This is a genomic window from Klebsiella sp. Shm-1, from assembly GCF_040804525.1.
Taxonomy (GTDB): Bacteria; Pseudomonadota; Gammaproteobacteria; order Enterobacterales; family Enterobacteriaceae; genus Klebsiella; species Klebsiella pneumoniae.
On sequence record NZ_CP161823.1, the window covers coordinates 4,603,610 to 4,623,151 of the forward strand.

The 19,542-nt window shown below is 49.0% G+C and carries 12 protein-coding genes and 1 tRNA gene; 11 read left to right on the forward strand and 2 right to left on the reverse strand.

Annotated elements, in window-relative coordinates; translation table 11 throughout:
• Positions 1–5 precede the first annotated feature (5 nt).
• Genes AB1E37_RS22525 through AB1E37_RS22565 form a run of 9 tightly spaced genes read left to right on the forward strand, consistent with a single transcriptional unit; the run spans position 6 to position 14,973 of the window.
• On the forward strand, positions 6–2,159 hold the full coding sequence (locus tag AB1E37_RS22525; RefSeq protein ID WP_014599021.1) for a class I SAM-dependent DNA methyltransferase: 2,154 nt from the start codon (positions 6–8) through the stop codon (positions 2,157–2,159).
• A complete protein-coding gene (locus AB1E37_RS22530) occupies positions 2,159–3,676 on the forward strand; it encodes a restriction endonuclease subunit S (RefSeq protein WP_014599020.1) in 1,518 nt (505 codons plus the stop codon). The genes AB1E37_RS22525 and AB1E37_RS22530 overlap by 1 nt, the downstream gene beginning before the upstream one ends.
• 17 nt (positions 3,677–3,693) lie before the next feature.
• Positions 3,694–4,980 carry a hypothetical protein gene (locus AB1E37_RS22535; RefSeq protein WP_029884610.1) on the forward strand — a complete coding sequence of 429 codons (1,287 nt, stop codon included), beginning with the start codon at positions 3,694–3,696 and terminating at the stop codon, positions 4,978–4,980.
• Entirely contained in the window at positions 4,977–9,263 is a 4,287-nt protein-coding gene (locus AB1E37_RS22540; RefSeq protein WP_004222256.1) for a hypothetical protein, read from the forward strand. Before AB1E37_RS22535 ends, AB1E37_RS22540 begins: the two co-directional genes overlap by 4 nt.
• A 10-nt stretch (positions 9,264–9,273) precedes the next feature.
• Entirely contained in the window at positions 9,274–10,122 is an 849-nt protein-coding gene (locus tag AB1E37_RS22545) for a hypothetical protein (protein ID WP_004222254.1), read from the forward strand.
• 2 nt (positions 10,123–10,124) lie between these two features.
• Positions 10,125–11,282, forward strand: a complete 1,158-nt coding sequence (locus tag AB1E37_RS22550; RefSeq protein ID WP_014599018.1) for a hypothetical protein — start codon at positions 10,125–10,127, stop codon at positions 11,280–11,282.
• The gene (locus AB1E37_RS22555) at positions 11,272–12,957 is read left to right on the forward strand and encodes an ATP-binding protein (protein ID WP_004222242.1); all 1,686 of its coding nucleotides are present in this window, start codon (positions 11,272–11,274) and stop codon (positions 12,955–12,957) included. The genes AB1E37_RS22550 and AB1E37_RS22555 overlap by 11 nt, the downstream gene beginning before the upstream one ends.
• Positions 12,958–12,964: 7 nt before the next feature.
• The gene (locus AB1E37_RS22560) at positions 12,965–13,507 is read left to right on the forward strand and encodes a hypothetical protein (RefSeq protein ID WP_223271240.1); all 543 of its coding nucleotides are present in this window, start codon (positions 12,965–12,967) and stop codon (positions 13,505–13,507) included.
• Positions 13,504–14,973 (forward strand): serine/threonine-protein kinase, encoded by a 1,470-nt coding sequence (locus AB1E37_RS22565; protein ID WP_029884612.1) that lies wholly within the window; start codon positions 13,504–13,506, stop codon positions 14,971–14,973. The genes AB1E37_RS22560 and AB1E37_RS22565 overlap by 4 nt, the downstream gene beginning before the upstream one ends.
• A 199-nt stretch (positions 14,974–15,172) precedes the next feature.
• On the opposite strand, the gene AB1E37_RS22570 is transcribed toward AB1E37_RS22565, so the two are convergent.
• Both AB1E37_RS22570 and AB1E37_RS22575 read right to left on the reverse strand, forming a co-directional pair.
• A complete protein-coding gene (locus AB1E37_RS22570; RefSeq protein ID WP_004222222.1) occupies positions 15,173–16,426 on the reverse strand; it encodes an integrase arm-type DNA-binding domain-containing protein in 1,254 nt (417 codons plus the stop codon).
• A 198-nt stretch (positions 16,427–16,624) separates the two neighbouring features.
• Positions 16,625–16,709, reverse strand: a tRNA-Leu gene (locus AB1E37_RS22575).
• Positions 16,710–17,300: 591 nt separating this feature from the next.
• Between AB1E37_RS22575 and AB1E37_RS22580 the strand changes: the two genes are divergently transcribed.
• Positions 17,301–17,981: a carbonic anhydrase gene (locus AB1E37_RS22580; protein WP_367776868.1), complete on the forward strand. Its 681-nt coding sequence runs from the start codon at positions 17,301–17,303 to the stop codon at positions 17,979–17,981.
• Positions 17,978–19,447: a SulP family inorganic anion transporter gene (locus tag AB1E37_RS22585; RefSeq protein ID WP_004222216.1), complete on the forward strand. Its 1,470-nt coding sequence runs from the start codon at positions 17,978–17,980 to the stop codon at positions 19,445–19,447. Before AB1E37_RS22580 ends, AB1E37_RS22585 begins: the two co-directional genes overlap by 4 nt.
• Positions 19,448–19,542 lie beyond the last annotated feature (95 nt).

The window sequence follows — 19,542 nt, forward strand, 5'->3', positions numbered from 1 at the left end:
ACATCATGGCAAAAGAAGCAAAAGCAAAAAAACAAGACCCGCAGCAGCAGCTAGAAGCACTGTTCAACAAACTGGTCAAACAGCATACCGAGTTTACTCAACCGTTGGTCGAATTACCCGAGCATGAATTCGCCAAGGCTGGTCTCATTCAAGGCCTGGTTGAAGGCAACTTAACACCACCAGTCATGTTGATTGCGCTGACAGAAGGCCATTGGGAATACGCCGCTGATACTGCAAAGTTTGATGATTTAGCCTACCAGCTGTTAAGCGATATCGAAGGTGACTGGCCAGTATTTGCCGTTGTGGACGATGGCATGAACCAACGTATTTTGGCCTTGTTCGGTGCCGATGGATCTGACGGTACCCACGGTGCCGATACCCTGCCAAGTCTGGAAGAATTACGTAGCTTTGATCGCATGGAGCGTGATCCAACCTTTCGCTGGTCGATGCGTGTTTATACACGCTTAATGCAGCGATTTGATGCCTTCCATGAAAATGTTTACCGTGTCACAAAAGACAAGGTAAACGACAAAAACGACATTATTGAGGAAGTGGCTAAACTTCTGTTTTTAGAAACTTTCCGTGTGCATCACGATGAAGACCTTACCTTTAAAGATGATGAGGGAAATACCCTGCGTTTTCGTGACGTCTATGATTGGCAATATGTGGCCAGGCACGGCGATAAAGCCGTTGCACAAATCAAAGCAGCGTTTGAGGAATTTAAAAGCCACGAAAACTACGTCGTGATCTCAGATGATGGCTCACGTAATCCCATCTTTAGTAAAGAAACACACCTGCGCCTGTCTGTTGCGAAAAACTATCAGGATTTGCTGGAAGCAATACAAAACCTGGGGCCGGTAAAAACCAACGACGGCAAAATTGCTAAAGAACACGGCACGTTGGCTGATGTGTCAGGAGATTTACTCGGCAGAGTGTTTGATGTCTTCCTGCGTGCCAACTTTGAATCCAAAGGTGGCCTTGGCGTTTATTTAACACCTAACCCAGTAAAACAGGCCATGCTAGAAATTGCTATGCACGACATCGACGATGACGATGAAATGCGATCGCGCTTAGCCAATGGCGATTTTCGTTTCTGCGACCCCACCTGTGGCTCCTTTGGTTTTGGCTCGGTGGCGTTAAGCCAGATTGATAAATGGATCGACTTTAAGCTGGTGCTGGCCGACGATAAAAAAGAATCATTGAAACAAAAATTACGCGATTGTGCATTTACCGGTGCCGATGCTGCACCGCGCATGGTGATGCTGGCCCGCGTGAATATGGCATTACAAGGCGCCCCCAAAGCGCAGATATTCTATACCGACAACTCACTCACCACTAACGCTCTGAAGCCGAATAGCTTTGACCTTATTTGCACCAACCCGCCGTTCGGTACGCCTAAATTTGATAAAGGCAAAAATGGTCAAAACTCAAAAGCCAATTACGAAGCCAATATGGAGCAAGTGCTTGGTGGTTTTCGTCCGACCAAAAAAGTCGTTGATAGCTACAACGCCTGGTATGACCACGTAAAAATGAAGTGGCAGGATATCGGTGATTTAGAGCTGGATGACAACGGCGAGCCTAAATGGGCGGGCTATCGTACCGATTTACGCAAAACTGGCGGTACTGATAAAAAGCCGTTTTACAGCCTGCAGCCTACAACCGCAGGGCTCGCGCTGGGCAGCAAACCCGATAGCAAGGGCAACTGGCAACCGGTAGGTGCCACCATTGATCCAGCAGTACTTTTTATCGACCGCTGCCTGCAACTGCTTAAACCCGGTGGCCGCCTGTTAATAGTGTTGCCTGATGGTATTTTATGTAACTCCGGCGACCGCTATGTACGCGAGTACATTATGGGGAAAAAAGACGAAAAAACCAGCGAGTTTGTTGGCGGTAAAGCCATTGTAAAAGCGGTAATTTCCTTGCCGAGCGACTGCTTTAAGCTCTCCGGCACGGGCGCCAAAACCTCGATTTTGTATTTGCAAAAACGCCATGCTAACCCCAACCAGCCTGAGCAATTTTTACCCGAGCCACAAACCGATGTATTTATGGCAGTGGCGGAAACTCTGGGCTACGTGGTGAAAAACAACATCGAAGATTATAACGCTGGTGTCGCTAACGATCTGGATAAGATTGTATCGGCTTATAAGCGGGGTAAGTGATGTATAGCCGAGTAAACTCAAATTTATTGGAAGATAGACTGGATGCAGAGTTCTATTCTCTTGAGCAGATTAAGAACCATAAAACACTACAAGACTATGGTGTCATACCATTGAGTGCATACTGCAATGGGATAAACGTTGGCTATACCGGAGAACTCACTTCTGTTTATAGAGATCAGGGAACAACGCTTTATCGCGTTTCCGATATCAACGGTATTTTTCTTAGCAATGACGATGTTAATTATGTTCCAGATGATTTTGCAGCCAATAACTCTCAAATATGGATTCGAGATAACGATATAGTCTTTGCTGCAGTTGGAAATACAATTGGTAAAGTAGCGTTGAAGACAGTATCTATGCCAGATGGTGTATGTTCCCGCGCTTTAATGATTGCGAGGCCTTTAACAGACAAGATCGACTCGTCATTTCTAATTGCTTATCTAGCAACAAAGTATGCACAAAAATCATTACTACGAGGTATATCTGGCTCTGCTCAACCAGTCCTGAATACCCCCCTTATCGCCAATTTGCCTGTTATCACAGCAGAGTCATTGTCTCAAAAATACATCGGGGATAAAGTTCGCCAAGCCGAGCAACTGGGCGCTTGGGCGAAGCGGCTTGAGCAAGTATCATCATTTATGTTTGCGAATGCTCTAGCTGAGCTAGGCTACAAACAAAAAAAATCCACAAAAATCGTTAGAACAAAACTAGAAGATCGCCTCGATCCGGCATTTTATGATGAAAAATTCAGTTTTTTTGATGAATCTTGGTTCAAGATTAATTCTGAACCCTTAAAGCAATTTATCGAAAGCGGATCTTATGGCGTTTTACCTTCAAGCAACTCTTACGGGAAAGGTAACGTTAGATTTATTCGTGCCACTGATCTGAAAAATGCAAACATAGATCCTACATGCTTTACTTACGTACCCGAAGAAGAGGTTGCCGATAAGGCAAAAGTTTCTAAAGGCGATATTCTAATGGAGATTAAAGGCGCGATCTCCACTTGCGAACTCGCAGAATCCCACCTGGCTGGCACCTATATTAATGGTAGTATATTCAGGTTCACGCCCAAGGGCATTAATAATGCCTATTTGGCTTATTTCCTTTCCTCGACAATCAAAGAATTATATTGCGAGCGAGTTTCGGTCAATAACATCATCAGCTATTTGGATCTCGCGAGCCTCCATGAACTTCCTGTTATTAGGCTCAAGAATGATATTGAAGAATTCTTAGCAAAAAACTTAATTAATATTAATCTGGCCAAAAAAATTGCTTTTGCACTTACGCGAAGTGCCAAAACCCTAGTTGAGTCATTAATCGAAGGCCAACTGACCGAGCAACAATTAATCCAGGCCCAACAAGCCCTGGAAGATGGCGACAACAGCTTAGATCAGGCGATTATAAGTAAACTAAGTGCTGAGGGGTATGCCATTGAAGGCGCCACACCGCTATTTAGCGATGTGGATGAGTTATACAGTTTGCTGGAAGATGCGGCACAAGCTGAGGCTGAAGAGTAAAGATGGAGACAAGGGGCATGGACAGCATTACAACCAGGCAAAATAACGACCCCGTAAATAGCGAAGCGGCACTTAACTTCTGCCTGCAGCTTTGGCAGCAAGGCGGTTTAACCGCCAGTAAAGCAGCGTTGTTACTGGCGGCTGTGCCTGCCCTCAGGTCACTGCTACAACCAATAATACAACCGAAAAAGAACGACGCTGAAACGGATATCATTAGCGCCTTTAGCCTCACTGCACCATTGCTTGATGCCTTTAACGATTTAAGCCAGTCAGGTGAATGGCAATTAGCGTTGTTGGGCTTAAACCCAGATGTTCGCCAACATTGGATAAATTTAGCCGCCGCTCGCTGCCAGGAAGCAGGCACGATGAGTGACACAATGGTATTGGTTAAACTCATTCAACAACTGGGCAATGCCAGTGAATGGGTCTTAGCCCAGCTGGAAAGCACTGCCACCACGCCGCAAATCATTGCCGGCCCTTTGGCACAAACCGAACGCGATTTGCTCGGTCATAGCCTAAACGACAATGCTGCCATTCCCGCGCTATGTCGTATTTTGCGCACCAGCCATACCTTGTTTACCGTGAGCGAACAAAATGAACCACCGGCACCTATACAAGTGGTGGATGTCACCGCAAAACAACTGACAAATAACTGGTGTAGTGGGCGGTTGTTAGCACTCCCTAATACCTTGCTTGATGAACATGACCTTAACCCCAATGCCGATTGGTTATTGGTGTCCCGCTCGGGTCATGACAACGTGCCGCTTACCGAGCTATTCGCCCAACAACCCTGGTTATTTTTACTCAGTCTCATTATATTTGTGCAAGATGCCTGGGTTGCCGAGCAACGTGGCGGCTTGTTGCTCACTTTACCTGTCGGGCAAAATGCCTTTGCACCCGGTCAAATAAATGTGGCAGTACAAGGCCTTGAAGGTGATGAAGTGAGCCTGGGCAGTTTGGCTGAGTTTATTGTGCTTCTGCTCGGTGAGCTCAATATCACCCTCTACCCGGCACTCGATGCGAACACAGAAAGCATCAACCGCCTAAACCGCGTCCTAAGCTCATTGATTGCCGAATTGTTGGCACAAAAAATCTGGCAATTTACCGAGGCGGGTCGTGGCGAGTCCGGCCAATATCGAATTCACACAAGCTTCAGCGATGCCTGTTATAGCCTGCCGTTAGCACCGCTATTTGGCTACAAAAGCCAAACTTTACAACGGACCATTAAGCAACTGGCGCAAAACTGCTATGCCAATAAAAAACGCGCCGCCAATAGAATAAACCTTCAAGGATCGTCGTTATGAGTTTTGAATTAAACGAACAGATGGTTGATAGCCTGGCAAAACAACATCGCTGGGCGGCGACGGGCGTATCAGATTACCCACCTCGCGACCCGTTAGTGGGCCAGAGCCGATTTTTCAAACGCTTTCAAACCTTTTTGCATACGGTGGATCACGACGATGATCGCTTTGCCCATGTGTTTGCCGTCGAAGCCGAATGGGGCCGGGGTAAATCACGTTTAGGCCATGAATTGGTCGCACAAATTAACGACTGTTCCAGGGGCTGGTTTGTCCGCGATGAGCAAGGCCAACTGCACGATAAGCAACTGTTTAATCGCGATACGCAAGATAAATATCTGGCGCTCTACATTCGCTACTCTCAAGTGGCATCAGATTATCAAAACTCGGATAACTGGTTTGCTTTTGGTTTATATCAGGCGCTATTACCACTGGCCACCCAAACCTTTGATGGATCGATTCAAAGTGAAATTGCCAAACAAGCCTATGAACGCTTAATGCCATTTGGCTTTAAGTCTGAACTGTTAGCAGATGCCTTACAGCTGAACGCCAACCACAGCGAAGAAGACCTCTATACTGACCAAACGCTGGTAGTCAGTTTGGTGCAAGCCGCCTATAAAGTATTAAAGAGCTTTGGCGTACAGTATATGTTGGTGGTGCTGGATGAGCTGGAAACCGTTGCAGAAGCCGCCACTTTTGGCCTGGAAGACGAACGAGATAAACGCCTCGATGGCCAGGCCATTCGCCTGATTGGTAAAGCAATTAAAGAGGAAGACCCTCGCCGTAAACTTCCATGGTTGCGCTATGTTGCACTGTGCTCACCACTGCTTGGCCAGCAATTGCGCGAAATTCAATCGGTCGCACGCCGCTTTGAGTTAGTGGAACTTGAGCATAATGCCTTTGCCGATGTATCAGACTATGTGGCAAGCCTCTTAAAAGACGGCAAGCTGGGTTTTAATTACCCTGCTGGTTTAGTGGAAGCTGCATACGCCATGAGTGGTGCCAACTTCGGTTGGTTTAACGTGGTCATGGCTAATGTGGATGCGGTGCTGAGTCAATACCAACAAGCAGGCCGCAGTATCAAGGATGTGGGCGATTTATTTGAAGCTGTGTTGGCTGGTTCTGGCCGCGTGGCCAGGCATGTTCTGGATAAAGGTGCGATAGAAGGCATTCAAACCCGCGACCAGGCACTATTGACCGAATGCCGTAGTTTGCTCTACGGCCAATTACCCGTGCGCTTAGCTGAAGTGAACCATGCCACTGAATTGCTGGCGCTGAAAAACGAAGATCTGGAACCCATAGCTGCTCATTACCGCAAACTGAGCATTGACCGCCTACAGTGCCGACAAGCCCTGGAGCAAGCCAAATTCCGCCGCGATAAAGATGAATGGTACTACCCTGCAGTAGATCAAGCGCTGAACTTAGATACTTTGCTGGATAACCTGCGTACTTTTTCGATTAAAGAGCAAGCCGCAAGCGGCGATAAAGGCGCGGTATTACTGCCTCTGTCAAAAGGTGAGTTTAAATACTTACTCAGCTTGCTGTATGACCACCCAGCGATAGAATTTGCTGCCGATGCCTTATGGCACAAGTTAGTGGGTGAAACTACCGAGCTGGACGCCAGCGAAGCAACGCATATTGGCCCCAGTGTGGCGATGTTACTGCGCCTGGATTTGCGCTATCGCAGTGCCCAGCAAAACTCACTGATTTTTAAAGATCCCGCCATGGGCGATGCCCATGAACAGGCGATGAGTGAACTGAGCAAACAAAATAGCCAGAAGCCGCTCATCAAGGCATTAGCCCGTGTAACGGGCTTTATGAGATTACTGGATAACAACTGGACCTATGATGAAAGCTTACTGAGTAATAAAGCGGGCAGCGACGATGCACCTCTGGCCATTTTAACCGAGCCCCGTGGTCGCCAGGGTGGTTTACTTACCCTGGATGGATTTAAGCTTCACCCAGAAGGTAAAGCCTTGTTTGCCTGGGTCAGTAACCTCATTGAGCTGAACAATCTTCACACCTTTGCGGCAAACCACAGCCACCAAAATGGTCGCACGCCAGTATTAGCGTTAACCGCTTCTGCACATCTTATGGAGCAATACAGCAGACTGGATGAAAGAAATGAGTTGCGTGATGCGATACTGCTGCATTATGTCAACCCAAGCGAAGCAGACCAGTTAGAGCGTATTGGCTTAAGTCTGGCAGCATGCCAGTTGCACGGCGTGAATTTAACTGCCGACAGCTTTACCGCGAAATTCAAAAACAAGCTGCATGCCTTGACTACCTTTGCCACGGATGCCATTCACAAGTGGCGCCAGCGCTTGCAGAAGCGCGGTTTAATTGCCTGGCCGTTAAAGGTGGATGGTAAGTTATCACCGAATGACCGCGACCTGTTGTTTAAAGGCTGGTATCAGTTGGCCATTGCTCACCCTGAGTTAAACGGCATTCTCGATTTACAGCAGCAACACGGCGTGCCAGTGAATGAGCTGAGCAGCTTGTTGGATAAACTTAAAGTGCCGGGCAGCTATGTTGCCAAAGGCTACACGGCCGATGAACATGCCGGGCTATTTACTGAACTTAATAATGTGCAGCGAAGCCAGGTGCAGATCCCATTATTTTTAGCCCGTATTGCTCACCCTAATAAAAAGCACAAGTGGCAATTCGAAGGCTTTAAGCAGCAGTTTTATTTCGCCTATGTGGCTGAAACGAGCATTACCGCCAAAGGCGTGTTTAATGACTGGATGTGGTGGTGTGGAGAGCTGAACTTACTCACGTTAACCAATCCAACAGAAAAACAGGCAATTTGGGAGCACTATCCGCGCTCCCGCTTAGAAAATGCCATTAGAGAAGCACAAAACTGGTTCAGCGGTAACGATATGGGCAGCTACGCAGCCAATGTGGAAGTCATGAGCCGCGTGTATGGTTATGCACGCATTAATGAAATGTTCGCGCCACTGGGTACAAATAAGCTGGGTTTTGTCACCGTGGAAGCTAAAGAGCAGCTGGAAAAAGCACAATCACTATTTAACGTGCTCAAACACCAAGAAGAACAACTGGCTGATATTGTCGAGGCCAACGACACGCAAGTACTGGCAGGGCTTATCCACAAGCGTGCTGAAGTGCTGGAGTTAGTAGCAAAGGTTAAACCGCTTAATAGTTCCAAGCCCATGCTAAAAGATGCCCATATTCTTAGCTTAGAAGACAAAACGACCTCGCTTTATCAACGCATTGAACAGGCCTGTTTATTTGCCGAATTTGTTGAGCGCAGTGCTGAGCGTATCAACAACCGACTCGCTGATTTAATCATAGATGTTGAAACAGAGTGTGCCCCACTGACGAATTTCCCGAAACGTCTGTACACCAACACGCTGCGCACCATAGGTCATATTTTAGACGGCGCGTTGAAAGACGATACCAGCAGTGCCACTGGCCAAAAAGAGCAGCAAGCAGACAGCGATACCTTACTGCATTACCTGCGTAAACTCGATTTAGGTAAAGCACATGACAAGCTTTCAGCCTTAGCGCAAGAAGTGGGTTTAAACCTGCACAGTGATCAACAGCTGCCGATAGTGGAGATCCAGGGACATATTTTGTCTAGCTACCGCAACTGCAAAGAACGATTTGGGAAGCTGGTAAATAACCTCGCAGAGCAAAACCAACGCGCCCAACAGTTGCAACAATGGCTTAGTAGCGCCACGGCTGAGTATGAGTACGCTGATGACATTGCAGAGCTACCAAAACTGGTAATGAAATTACAGCTCATTAAAGACGCTATTGCCGATCTCCCCAACGATGCCGAGAGCAAGCGTCAAAGTATGCAAAACAGTTTGCGCAATGGGCAGTTTTCATCGTTACGGGATTTACCAGAAGAGCTTTTAAAACCGGCACGCGGTCAACTTACACCGATTCAAGGTCAGCTACTTAAAATTGAAGAGCGTCTTAACCAATTCAGACGCAGCTCCATCGAGCAGGTAAACAGCTGGCTGCCGTTATTAAAACCGCTATTGGCTTCTCAAAAGCAAGCGGAACCAGCAGCGTTGACTCTGGGGGATGTGAGCAATTTGGGTGTCAGTGAACTTCAACTGGTGTGTGAAAGCACCCAAGCCAAATGGCAGAGCCAGGGTGAGCAAATATTAAAAGATACAGGCTTAACACTGGCGGATTGGCAACCGATTTATCAGGCTTTGAGCCAAAACCAAGAACCCGCGTTAACACCTGAGCAACAGAAAGGACTTGTAGACAAAGGTATTGTAAAAATGCGCCTAACCTTTGCCACTGGTTTATAGAGGTGACGCAATGAGTCTTTACTTATCTGCAGCACTGGCCAGTAATCGTAAAGGTCGGTTTTTGCAAACTGTTGCGGGGGCAACCCCCTTAACGAAGGATTGGATTAGCTCGCCGCCAGCCAGCGGTTTGTTGTTAGTACAAGCAGAAGAGTTGACTGACGCTAATACTATGCAACGCCTGTATCACTGGGCTATGCAGGCAGGTTGTGCCGCTTTGGTGATAAACCTGAAAGCTGAACAATTTACCTTATTAGCGCACTTGTCCTCCCCACTAGATTGGCAGTTAGTACCAGCGGTCTTGAGGGTGCAAGAGCCAGGGCTAACCGCTTTGCTAGCCAGTGAAACAGACCAGGCTATTGCTGGCTTTACTGGCAGTGCAGATCGCCACCAACACCAGGCCGGCGATGTGGTGCATACCCGTTACATACGAAAACACAGCAACAGTGGGCTATTAGCCTTTACCACGTTACCTTTGTGGTCGCTGACTTTACTCGATCATAGTGAGATCCTGGTGAGATGGTTGAATTGGTTTGTGGACCACGCAGGCATTGCTGAACGAATCATCGAACCTAACGCGCCATCAACCGACTACACACCTGATAAGCACGATCTGGTTGTATTGCTACTACTCTACGCTGGAAGTAGCATGAGCTTACAAGCGTTGTCTGAGCATAACGCGGTTAAGCTGATGTTTGATGTTAACAGCCTTGATATTGTCAAGCGGGGGGAGATGTTGCGGCAGCACGATTTTATCGACGAAGCGGGCATAACAGCCACCGGTAAAACATGCCTACAAGCCTCGCAATATTGGGCTTATGCCCCATTACTTAACGAGCAGCTACACACAGGAGCGCTATAAGCATGAATGAGAACAAAACGATGAATTTAGCGCAATCTCTCGCCATCGATAGCCAGCTCCGCTTACCTGGAAGCGCAGGACGCTTGCTTAAACAGGTCCGTGATATTGAGCAAGTGGCACCGCTGTTCCGTGATGCTGGCTTAGTGAAAGCGGTCCCCAAGCCCACAATCGTTAATTTACGCGTAGCCGGTATTGCGACTAAATCGTGCTTAGACAAGGTATTGGGTGGTTTTATTTATGCCAGTGCAGCAGTACGCACAGATTTGCTAATAGATGACAATAAAGTCAGTACGGCGGGTAGCGACTCGGTATCAGAACTGGATGATATTGATTTTGAAGCACAGCGTAAACGACTTGATTTAATTGAAATTCGTCATTCTTATCAGTTAGTTGAGAAAAAACTCTTAAGTTATGAGCCAGGTGATTTAATTTTGCTGGATACGCCGTTGTTTTTAGCACGGGATATGGCTCCGCTGGAGCGCAATGTCCGTCATAAACAAGAGTACGAAAAAACCAGGCAAGTGATAGAAACTTTTTGGCAAAACCATCGCTCTAAAATTTTTCCGTGGAATCAAAATGGTGTAGTGCTTGCGAGCATTTTGGCTGAGCGCTTTAGTGCAATTGTAAGTATCGCCAAACAAGATTTACGTACCGAACAAGGCCGCAAACAAATTTTAGCCTCTGATGGGTTTTCTAAAGAGTTGATGCAAAATCTGGCAGGGCTGGATGAAAGTTTGGTGGGCGTGGGGGATTTGCGATTTATCAATGGCATTTTAGGCAACTATTCGCGCACCGTCGCATTTCGTTTGTCTGAGCAAGAAAACCGCATTGAACCCAACATTGAAGCTAAGCAAGGGTTAATTGGTTTTCACTTCCGTAGTGCCCGAGGTGGACAGATAAAAATGGTGCAATTAGCGGGTGACGAACCAGAATGGAAAAGTGCTGATCTCGATTTAGTTGCCTCTCGCCTGATAGTGCTGGATATACAAAACAAAGGTAATGCAATGCCGTTGCCACAATTACTTGGCTATCAACAGCTTGGCATTTTACCTAAATTTGCTACGTTTTATCGCCAGGGTTTACACCAGGCTCTAAAGAATAATGATATTGAGGCAGGGTGGTTGGCAGGCCTCGATGAGGGATTGAATAATGGCTTATAAAGTTTTAGGTAAATTAGTCGGTAACACTGGTGATGCCAGCCAGTTAACTATGGTTGTGCAAGACTCGTTTTCAGTACGCCGTGGTGAGTTTGTACGCATTATGCACCAGGAACGCAAAGATGAGGGGCAAGTCGCCGTACTGGGGCGAGTGACTAAGATCAGTCGCACCAATATGCTCTACAACGCCGGCTTTGGCGATGGTGTGACTGAGCTTGAGCTTTTGCCCGGTGCGAATGTAACTGGTGAGAATATGTTTGCTCAGGTCGAGCTGGTTGGTTACCGCGATCCTGTTACTCGTCAAATCAAAATTCCACGTCGCCCACTTAACCCTGGTACCGCTGTTGAAACCGTCGATTTCCAGTTTTTGAGTGATTTTTACGAATTTAATGAACACTCCAGTTTGCACTTGGGCAACCTGGTAGGCTACGACAAAGGCGAGAATACAGTTCCTGTTTTTATTGACGTGAACAAGTTGGTCACTGAGCATCTGGCAGTTCTGGCAATGACGGGTTCAGGTAAGTCTTATACTGTTGGCCGCATTATTGAGCGTTTAGTCGCGGTTAATAACGGTACTGTAGTAGTATTTGATCCACATGGTGAATATGGTAAAGCCCTCGCTGGCGGTAATCTGCAATTCTCAAGCTTCTTAGAAGCCACTGACGATAAGCGTGATCAAGAAGCACTACCACTGATAAAACAGACCTTTGAAAAACTGCAAGCCGCCGGTGCAGGTATTCAAGTTTACTCGCCGCAGCACGAATCTTTTAAACATAAATACGCTAGTAAGAATACACCATTAGCGCTTCAGTTTGACCATTTTGAAATGGACGATATTGCTGAAATATTACCTGGTTTAACGGAACCGCAACAACGGGTACTCGATGTTGCAATTCGTTATTGGCGCTCTGCAGATAAGACCGAGCCACGAGATATTAACCGCCTACGCTTCTTATTAGGTGATGGCATTGAAGAGTTAAAAGAGTGGGACGACCTTTCTGAAGCTGAGGCGAAGGCGTTATCAGGCCGTAGTGCCGCCGTCGCCTCGATGAAGCTTTCACGCGTGCTTAATGAAGCCAAAAGTTTTTACAGTGCAACGATGGCTGAGCCAACTGATATTTACAAAATGGTGGGACGCCCGAGCAATCAACAAGGGCGTTTAGTCGTTGTTGACTTACAAGGTTTGAGTGATACTGCTAAGCAAGTCATTTGTGCACTGTTATCTAGTGAAATATTAAAGGCGGCCTCAAGCAAAACGGACCCGCTGCGCCCATGCTTTATCATTTACGAAGAAGGCCATAATTTTGCTCCGGCCGGTGGCAATGCAGTCAGTCACCGCATTATTAAAAAGATCGCCGGTGAAGGTCGTAAATTTGGTGTTGGATTTGGCATTGTGAGCCAGCGTCCATCGAAATTAGATTCAGATGTGACCTCTCAGTGCAATACGCTAATTACGATGCGCTTAAAGAACCCAGACGATCAACGATTTATAGCTAAAGCATCAGATATGGTGAGCAAAGCTGACCTGGAGGAACTTCCTAGTTTATCAACCGGTGAAGCTCTGGTGTGTGGTCGTTCAATCCCTGCACCACTGCTTGTTAAAATAGGTAGTAAGGCATTAATTCACGGTGGTGAATCACCGGAGGTATTGCGTGTTTGGGGCTCTTTCAATGGCTAAGGTGCCTATGCCTGAAGTAGCTTGGGTAAATGAGACGTTTCCACTTTTAGCAAGCGGTAAGCTATTGGACCAGGATGTATTGGTCCACAGCTTAGGCTGTAGCGTTTGGAATACATTCGGGCATGAACAGTCATTTATGGCGGTAGTGGAATGTCCGGCTCCAGGTACATTTGGTGCTGATATTCGCTCAGACTCGGGCTGGTTTCATAAATCATCTGCATCGCCTATGTGTTTAATCGAATTTGAACGCTTTGATGGTTCAGCGAAGGGGCAGCACAAGCTAGAAGAAAAATTAAAAAACTTACTGGAAGCAGCGCAGCGCTGGAATCATTGCCCCAAAACCCTGGTCCTTAGTGCCTGGAGCCAAGGCTTAGTAGGTGCACCTGATACCCGAAAACTGAAAGACATTTGCCGCATGGGTTTCACTTCATCCACTGGTACCCAAGTAAGCGCCGCTCCTGATGTTGAGGTGGTATTTAGTCGCTTTTTATTTATCAAAAATCTGAGCATGATTGTTTTGGACAGAATTCACTATGAGGTGTTGATGTGAATATAAAATCAGCACATTTTTTGCCAGGGACGAATAAACGCCTTGGTGACAAATACCTGTTACTTGAATGCCTTGGTGATGGCAGCCATGGTTGGGTATGGCGGGCGGAGCGCCTGCAAGATGGAAAAATTGTCGCAGTAAAAATCCCTAAGGATATTACTCGGGAAGACCGCCAGCTTGCCGAAGGTAAAGAGCTTTTAGACGTCGAGCCGCACGAAAATATTGTGCAAATTTTTGATATGGGCCGTATAGATAATGAATGGTTCTATATTGAAATGGAATATTTCCCAAGCCAAACCCTGGCGCAAAAGCTTGATGACAGGCAGCGTAATTTTGGCCAGACCTATGAACGTTTATTCAGAATATATCGTCAAGTGCTCTGTGCTGTACATTATTTGTCCGAGCTACCAGTGCCAATATCCCATGGAGATATTAAGCCACATAACATTTTGGTTGGCGAACGGGACCTGGTGAAGTTGACGGACTTTGGCAGCTCAGCTTTACCAGAAGAAATTTACGTTCGTACCCGAGAAAATGGCGGGACTGTGTTGTATTCGGCCCCAGAGTTCTCCAACGTCGATAGCCGTAGAGGCAGTCTGGAAGAGCTACTATTGGGCGACATCTACAGCTTAGGTGTTTTGCTATACCAGCTGCTGACAGGAAAGCTCCCCCATGATACGCCAGCACAAGTTCAGCGCCACGCACCTTTCAAGCTTCCGACAGAGATTAATAGCTCTATTCATACGGACCTGGAGCAAGTGGTTCTTACCTGCTTACAAAAACGAGCGGAGGATCGCTTTTCAACTATTTCCGAATTAATTCATGCATTTGATGCAGCTACCACTAAGCAACTAAAAGTTAGTGCTATTGCTCCAGTTTTTCAGACTAAACTTGATCAGGACTGGTCAAGTGCGGTACTTGAAGCAATGTCCAATCAGTCTTACCAAAAGGCTGCCCAGTTAGCGTCGCAGGAGTATGGCCGCAGTAAAGATCTACAAGCTTTACATCAGCAACTTATTGCCTTGTACCGCGCCAATCGCTTATTCGACTTTGAAAAAGTTGTAGAAGATAATAAAGCGATCTTGCTCGAGGGTAAATTGACTCAACCAGCGGCTTTGTTCGAGCTGATAGTTAAGACAAACTTACAGTTGCGCAATATTAGTCAAGCAAAATTCTGGCTGTTGCAACGAAAGCAAGTTGAAGCAGAAAACGCGACTACCATGTATTTAGAATCATCTATCCTTGGCCTTGAAGCAAAATATCCTGAAGCAAGAGCACTATTGGAGAAAGTAAACCAAACAACTCCAATGAAGTTCCATGTGTTAAGCCAACTCATTTTAGTTTGCGAGCAAATGCGTGATTACTCTGGTGCTGCAGCATATTTGAAAGCAGCATTACGAGTTGCACCATTGGATAACAGCATGAAAGAGAAAAAAGAATTGTATGCAAAGCTTGGGGTTATTTGATTGAAAAGATGGCCATTAGGCGAACAAGATACCTTGGATATTTAACACTTCCGTTCAAGTACCGGACAAAAATAAAGTTTTACATAACGATTTCTTTCTTGCTTGAGTTAAGACAAAAGCCTCTCCCCATTCGGGGGGAGGCTTCTCAGCTATAAATATTTAATTAACAAAAACTGAATATTCATACATTTAGTTAGTATTATCGAAAAGGACTATTAATCTTTGCATAGTCAAATGGAGTGATAGCAGCCATTTTATTCGCATCAAGATAATCCGCCCACCACTGCAGCATCAGCCTCCTCTCCCCCAAATGCTCTGCCTTATGAATATAAGCCGCACGCACAGTGTTACGCTCCTGGTGACTCATCTGCCTTTCTACCGCATCCTTCGACCACAACCCTGATTCAATCAATGAACTACATGCCATAGTCCTGAAACCATGCCCGCAAACCTCAACCTTCGTATCGTAGCCCATCACACGCAAGGCCTTGTTAACCGTGTTCTTACGCGGATCGTGATCGCCAACGAAGATCAGCTCTCTGTTCCCATTCATGCTTTTGATCTTTTCCAGAATAGCTAAGGCCTGACGCGACAAGGGAACAAGATGGGGCGTCCGCATCTTTGAACCACGCTGCGAATGCTTAACACCTTCCAGCGGTTCACGCTCACCTGGGATCGTCCACATGGCCGTTTCAAAATTCACTTCTGACCAACGGGCAAAGCGCAGTTCGCTTGAACGGATAAACACTAACAAAGTGAGCTCGACAGCTAATCGAGTTAAAGGCCTGCCGGTGTAATGATCAATGCGATGAAGTAATTCAGGTATGCGGTTAAGCTCCAAAGCCGCACGATGCTGTCTTTTCGCCGTAGCAACCGCACCAGCAATCTCCTGCGCGGGGTTGTAGTCGATTAAGCCACTCTGAACGGCATAGCGCATAATCGTGGTAGTTCGCTGTTGCAAACGAGCCGCAACTTCAAGACGTCCGGACGACTCGACTGCTTTGATGGGTACAAGCAGATCCCGTGTCTTCAATTCAGCAATGTTCCGCTTACCGATGACAGCAAAGAGATTATCTTCGAGGCTTTTCAATACACGAGCACTATGCGATGCAGACCACTTCTGATTGCTGGCGTGCCAGTCTCTGGCAACCACTTCAAAAGTTATCGCCTCTTGCTCCTGCTCTACCTTAACGGCTTTCTTATTCTCACTGGGATCGACGTCATTAGCTAATAGCTTACGGGCTTCGTCCCGGCGTGCCCTGGCATCCGCCAGCGACACTTCAGGGTATTTCCCCAGCGCCAGCATCTTCTCTTTCCCACCGAAGCGATAACGAAGCCGCCAATATTTGGAGCCGTTAGGGTGAACCAGCAAAACCATGCCTTCACCGTCAGTCAGTTTATAGGCTTTTGCTTCAGGCTTAGCTGAACGAACCTTCACATCACTCAGAGCCATGATGAGTATCCTTTCAAGGGTTCTGTGTGGGTACAAATATTATCGAACCGAGATATACCCGCAGTTGTACCCGCATCAGTAAGTTGATGTAGATTGAATCTGGTTGACTTAGGTTGAGTGAAAAAGCAAGGAAAGCCTTGTGAATACTGGATTTCAGGCACAAAAAAAGACGTCCGTTGACGTCTATTGATGTTCCGATGGTGCCGAAGGCCGGACTCGAACCGGCACGTATTTCTACGGTTGATTTTGAATCAACTGCGTCTACCGATTTCGCCACTTCGGCACTGAAGGGGATGCGGAAACGTTCTGGATTATACCTGTCGGCGGCGGTCATGCAAGCGACAGCGTGTCGTCATTGCGCTAAGTGTTGAAAAAAACAGCGCTATCCTGCGCAGCGTCACCTTTTGCTGTCGTTCCACAGCGCGACTGCCACCAGCAACCCTCCTCTCACAACCCCCACAACCCCAACTCCACCTGCCAGCCACTCCCCTTTCCCCTTGATCCCCCCAAACCTCACTCAATCTTATCTCAACTTGTTCTCATCCCACTCTCACCCGCATCCCCAGCACAACCCAACGCTCCCCACCCATCCCCAATATCCACTCCCCAACTATTCCCCCCACCCCACCCGTCACCATTCCCATATAGTCCAGAAAGTTTTAGCCAATGCCTTTTAGTTATTCATCCGCTCCGCGGCAAAACATTAATTTCCTCAATATTTTTATAACTTTACATTAATGAAAAGTTTTCTTTTTGCCGTTTATTCCAGGATTTTCCTCAGGCGTGAAGGGTTCCGGTAAACACTATTTTTACTAGTCGCTGTACGAGTCTTGATGGACATATTCACTCGATGAATTAACTCAGGAGAATACTTGTGACGACGTTAAAACCTTTGCTGGCCCGCAACCGCAGCTGGGCGCTGCAGAAGTGTCAGCATGATCCGGACTATTTCGAAAAATGGATCGACGGGCAGAGGCCCCACTCGCTGTGGATCGGCTGCTCCGACAGCCGCGTGCCCTCCGAGGTGCTCACCGGCAGCCAGCCCGGCGAGCTCTTTGTCCACCGTAATATCGCCAACATGCTCGATCCCGCCGACGACAACGTCATGAGCGTCCTGCAGTATGCCCTCCACTACCTTGAGGTGGAGCGGGTGGTGCTCTGCGGCCACTACGGCTGCGGCGGCGTGCAGGCGGCGCTCTCTCTGCCCACCCTGCCGCTGGCGCAGGAGTCCTCGGCGCTGGCTCGCCGCATCGGCCAGTTGCGCCACACCCTGTATCACGAAATTGCGCAGATCGCCGATGGGTGTGGTGTTGAGGCCTCCCCCGGCGCCAGTGCCAGCGCCAGTTCCGACGCGGAGCCCTCTCGCCGTGCTCTTGACGCCCTGGTGGAAGCCAACGTTCGCGCCCAGTTCGCCCGTCTGCTGGAGAGTGAGCCGGTGCAGACGGTGCTCGCCAGCGGGCGGCCGCTCAGCCTGCACGGCTGCGTCTACGATCTGGCTTCCGGCCATTTAACCACCCTCGTCGAACATCTCTCACCGCAGGAGCACGCCCCATGAACACGCTTCGTCAGGACTCTCTCGCCGGCATCGTCGTCTTCCTTGTCGCCCTGCCGCTGTGCCTCGGCATCGCCCAGGCCAGCGGCTTACCGCCCTTCGTCGGCCTGCTGACCGGTATCATCGGCGGCCTGGTCGTCACCGCCCTCAGCCCCTCCCGCTTCGCCGTCAGCGGCCCCGCCGCCGGACTGGTCACCATCGTCGTCGCCGCCATTGAATCCCTGGGTTCCTTCTCCGTCTTCCTGATGGCGCTGGTGCTGGCCGGCGTGCTGCAGTTGCTGTTCGGCATTCTGCGGGCCGGGCACTTTATCTCGCTGGTTCCCGCCAGCGTCATCAAAGGCATGTTGGCGGCGATCGGCATCTTGCTGATTATGCAGCAGATCCCCGTCGCGCTCGGCACGGCGGAAGAGACCGGGCTTGCCGAAGTGGTTCAGGGCAATGCCGCTTTCTCCGTCAATGCGATTGCCGTCGCCGCGGGCGGCCTGCTGGTGCTCTGGCTGTGGGGCTCGCCGCTTATCCGCCGGGTGAAGAGCCTGCGCTGGATCCCCGGGCCGCTGATCGCCGTCCTGCTCGGCTGCGTGACCACCCTGCTGCTGACCCATTTTGCGCCGCAGCAGCTGGCCGCTCTGCCGCGTATTACCCTGCCGGCGTTCGGCAGCCTCGGCGACCTGCTGGGCGAGCTGGAATCTCCGGCGTGGAGCGCGTGGCGCAATCCGTCGGTGTGGGTGGTGGCGGTAACCCTGGCGCTGGTCGCCAGCCTCGAAACCCTGCTCAGCCAGGAGGCGCTGAAAAAGCTGCGTCCGCAAAATCCGCCGCCTTCGCCGAACCGCGAAATGGTCGCCCAGGGCGTGGGCAATCTGCTCTCCGGCGTGCTGGGGGCGATGCCGATCACCGCGGTGATCGTCCGCAGCTCGGTGAACGTCAGCAATGGCGCGCAGAGCAAGCTGTCGATCTTTATCCACGGCGTCCTGCTGTTAATCTGCGGCCTGTGGTTCAGCGGCCTGCTGACCTTAATCCCGCTCGCCAGCCTCGCCGCCGTGCTGCTGTATACCGGCTATAAGCTGGCGACGCCGCGGCTGTTCATCGAGCAGTTCCGCCAGGGTGCGGCGCAGTACGTTCCGTTCCTCGCCACCATCGGCGGGATTATCGCCTGCGGCATGCTGGCGGGGATCGGGATTGGTCTTGCCACCCAGATGGCGTTCAGCCTCTGGCGCAGCCATCGCCACTCGCTGCAGCTGGCGCGCTACGATGACCACTACGTGCTGCGCATCCAGCAGAATCTGACCTTTATGCACAATCCACATCTGCTGGCCCTGCTGGCGAAGATTCCGGAAAAGAGCGTGGTGATCGTCGAGCACGACAGCGTCGGCTATCTCGACCCGGACGTGCGGGCGGTGCTGGATGATTTTGCCGAGAACGCCCCGCAGCGCGGCATCCGCCTTAATCAGTGGCCGCTGGCCAGCCGCTGACCTTAACGGGCGGCTGGTCCGCCCGCTTCGCGACCCCTCCGATTGCCAAGCGCCGTGAAAAACCATGCTCTACACTTTCTGGGTTATCACGCCAA

What these genes read in the sequence shown, in the direction of transcription:
- AB1E37_RS22525 (WP_014599021.1), top strand. Translation starts at nt 6, where the DNA reads ATGGCAAAAGAAGCAAAAGCAAAAAAACAAGACCCGCAGCAGCAGCTA.
- AB1E37_RS22530 (WP_014599020.1), top strand. Translation starts at nt 2,159, where the DNA reads ATGTATAGCCGAGTAAACTCAAATTTATTGGAAGATAGACTGGATGCA.
- AB1E37_RS22535 (WP_029884610.1), top strand. Translation starts at nt 3,694, where the DNA reads ATGGACAGCATTACAACCAGGCAAAATAACGACCCCGTAAATAGCGAA.
- AB1E37_RS22540 (WP_004222256.1), top strand. Translation starts at nt 4,977, where the DNA reads ATGAGTTTTGAATTAAACGAACAGATGGTTGATAGCCTGGCAAAACAA.
- AB1E37_RS22545 (WP_004222254.1), top strand. Translation starts at nt 9,274, where the DNA reads ATGAGTCTTTACTTATCTGCAGCACTGGCCAGTAATCGTAAAGGTCGG.
- AB1E37_RS22550 (WP_014599018.1), top strand. Translation starts at nt 10,125, where the DNA reads ATGAATGAGAACAAAACGATGAATTTAGCGCAATCTCTCGCCATCGAT.
- AB1E37_RS22555 (WP_004222242.1), top strand. Translation starts at nt 11,272, where the DNA reads ATGGCTTATAAAGTTTTAGGTAAATTAGTCGGTAACACTGGTGATGCC.
- AB1E37_RS22560 (WP_223271240.1), top strand. Translation starts at nt 12,965, where the DNA reads ATGCCTGAAGTAGCTTGGGTAAATGAGACGTTTCCACTTTTAGCAAGC.
- AB1E37_RS22570 (WP_004222222.1), bottom strand. Translation starts at nt 16,426, where the DNA reads ATGGCTCTGAGTGATGTGAAGGTTCGTTCAGCTAAGCCTGAAGCAAAA.
- AB1E37_RS22585 (WP_004222216.1), top strand. Translation starts at nt 17,978, where the DNA reads ATGAACACGCTTCGTCAGGACTCTCTCGCCGGCATCGTCGTCTTCCTT.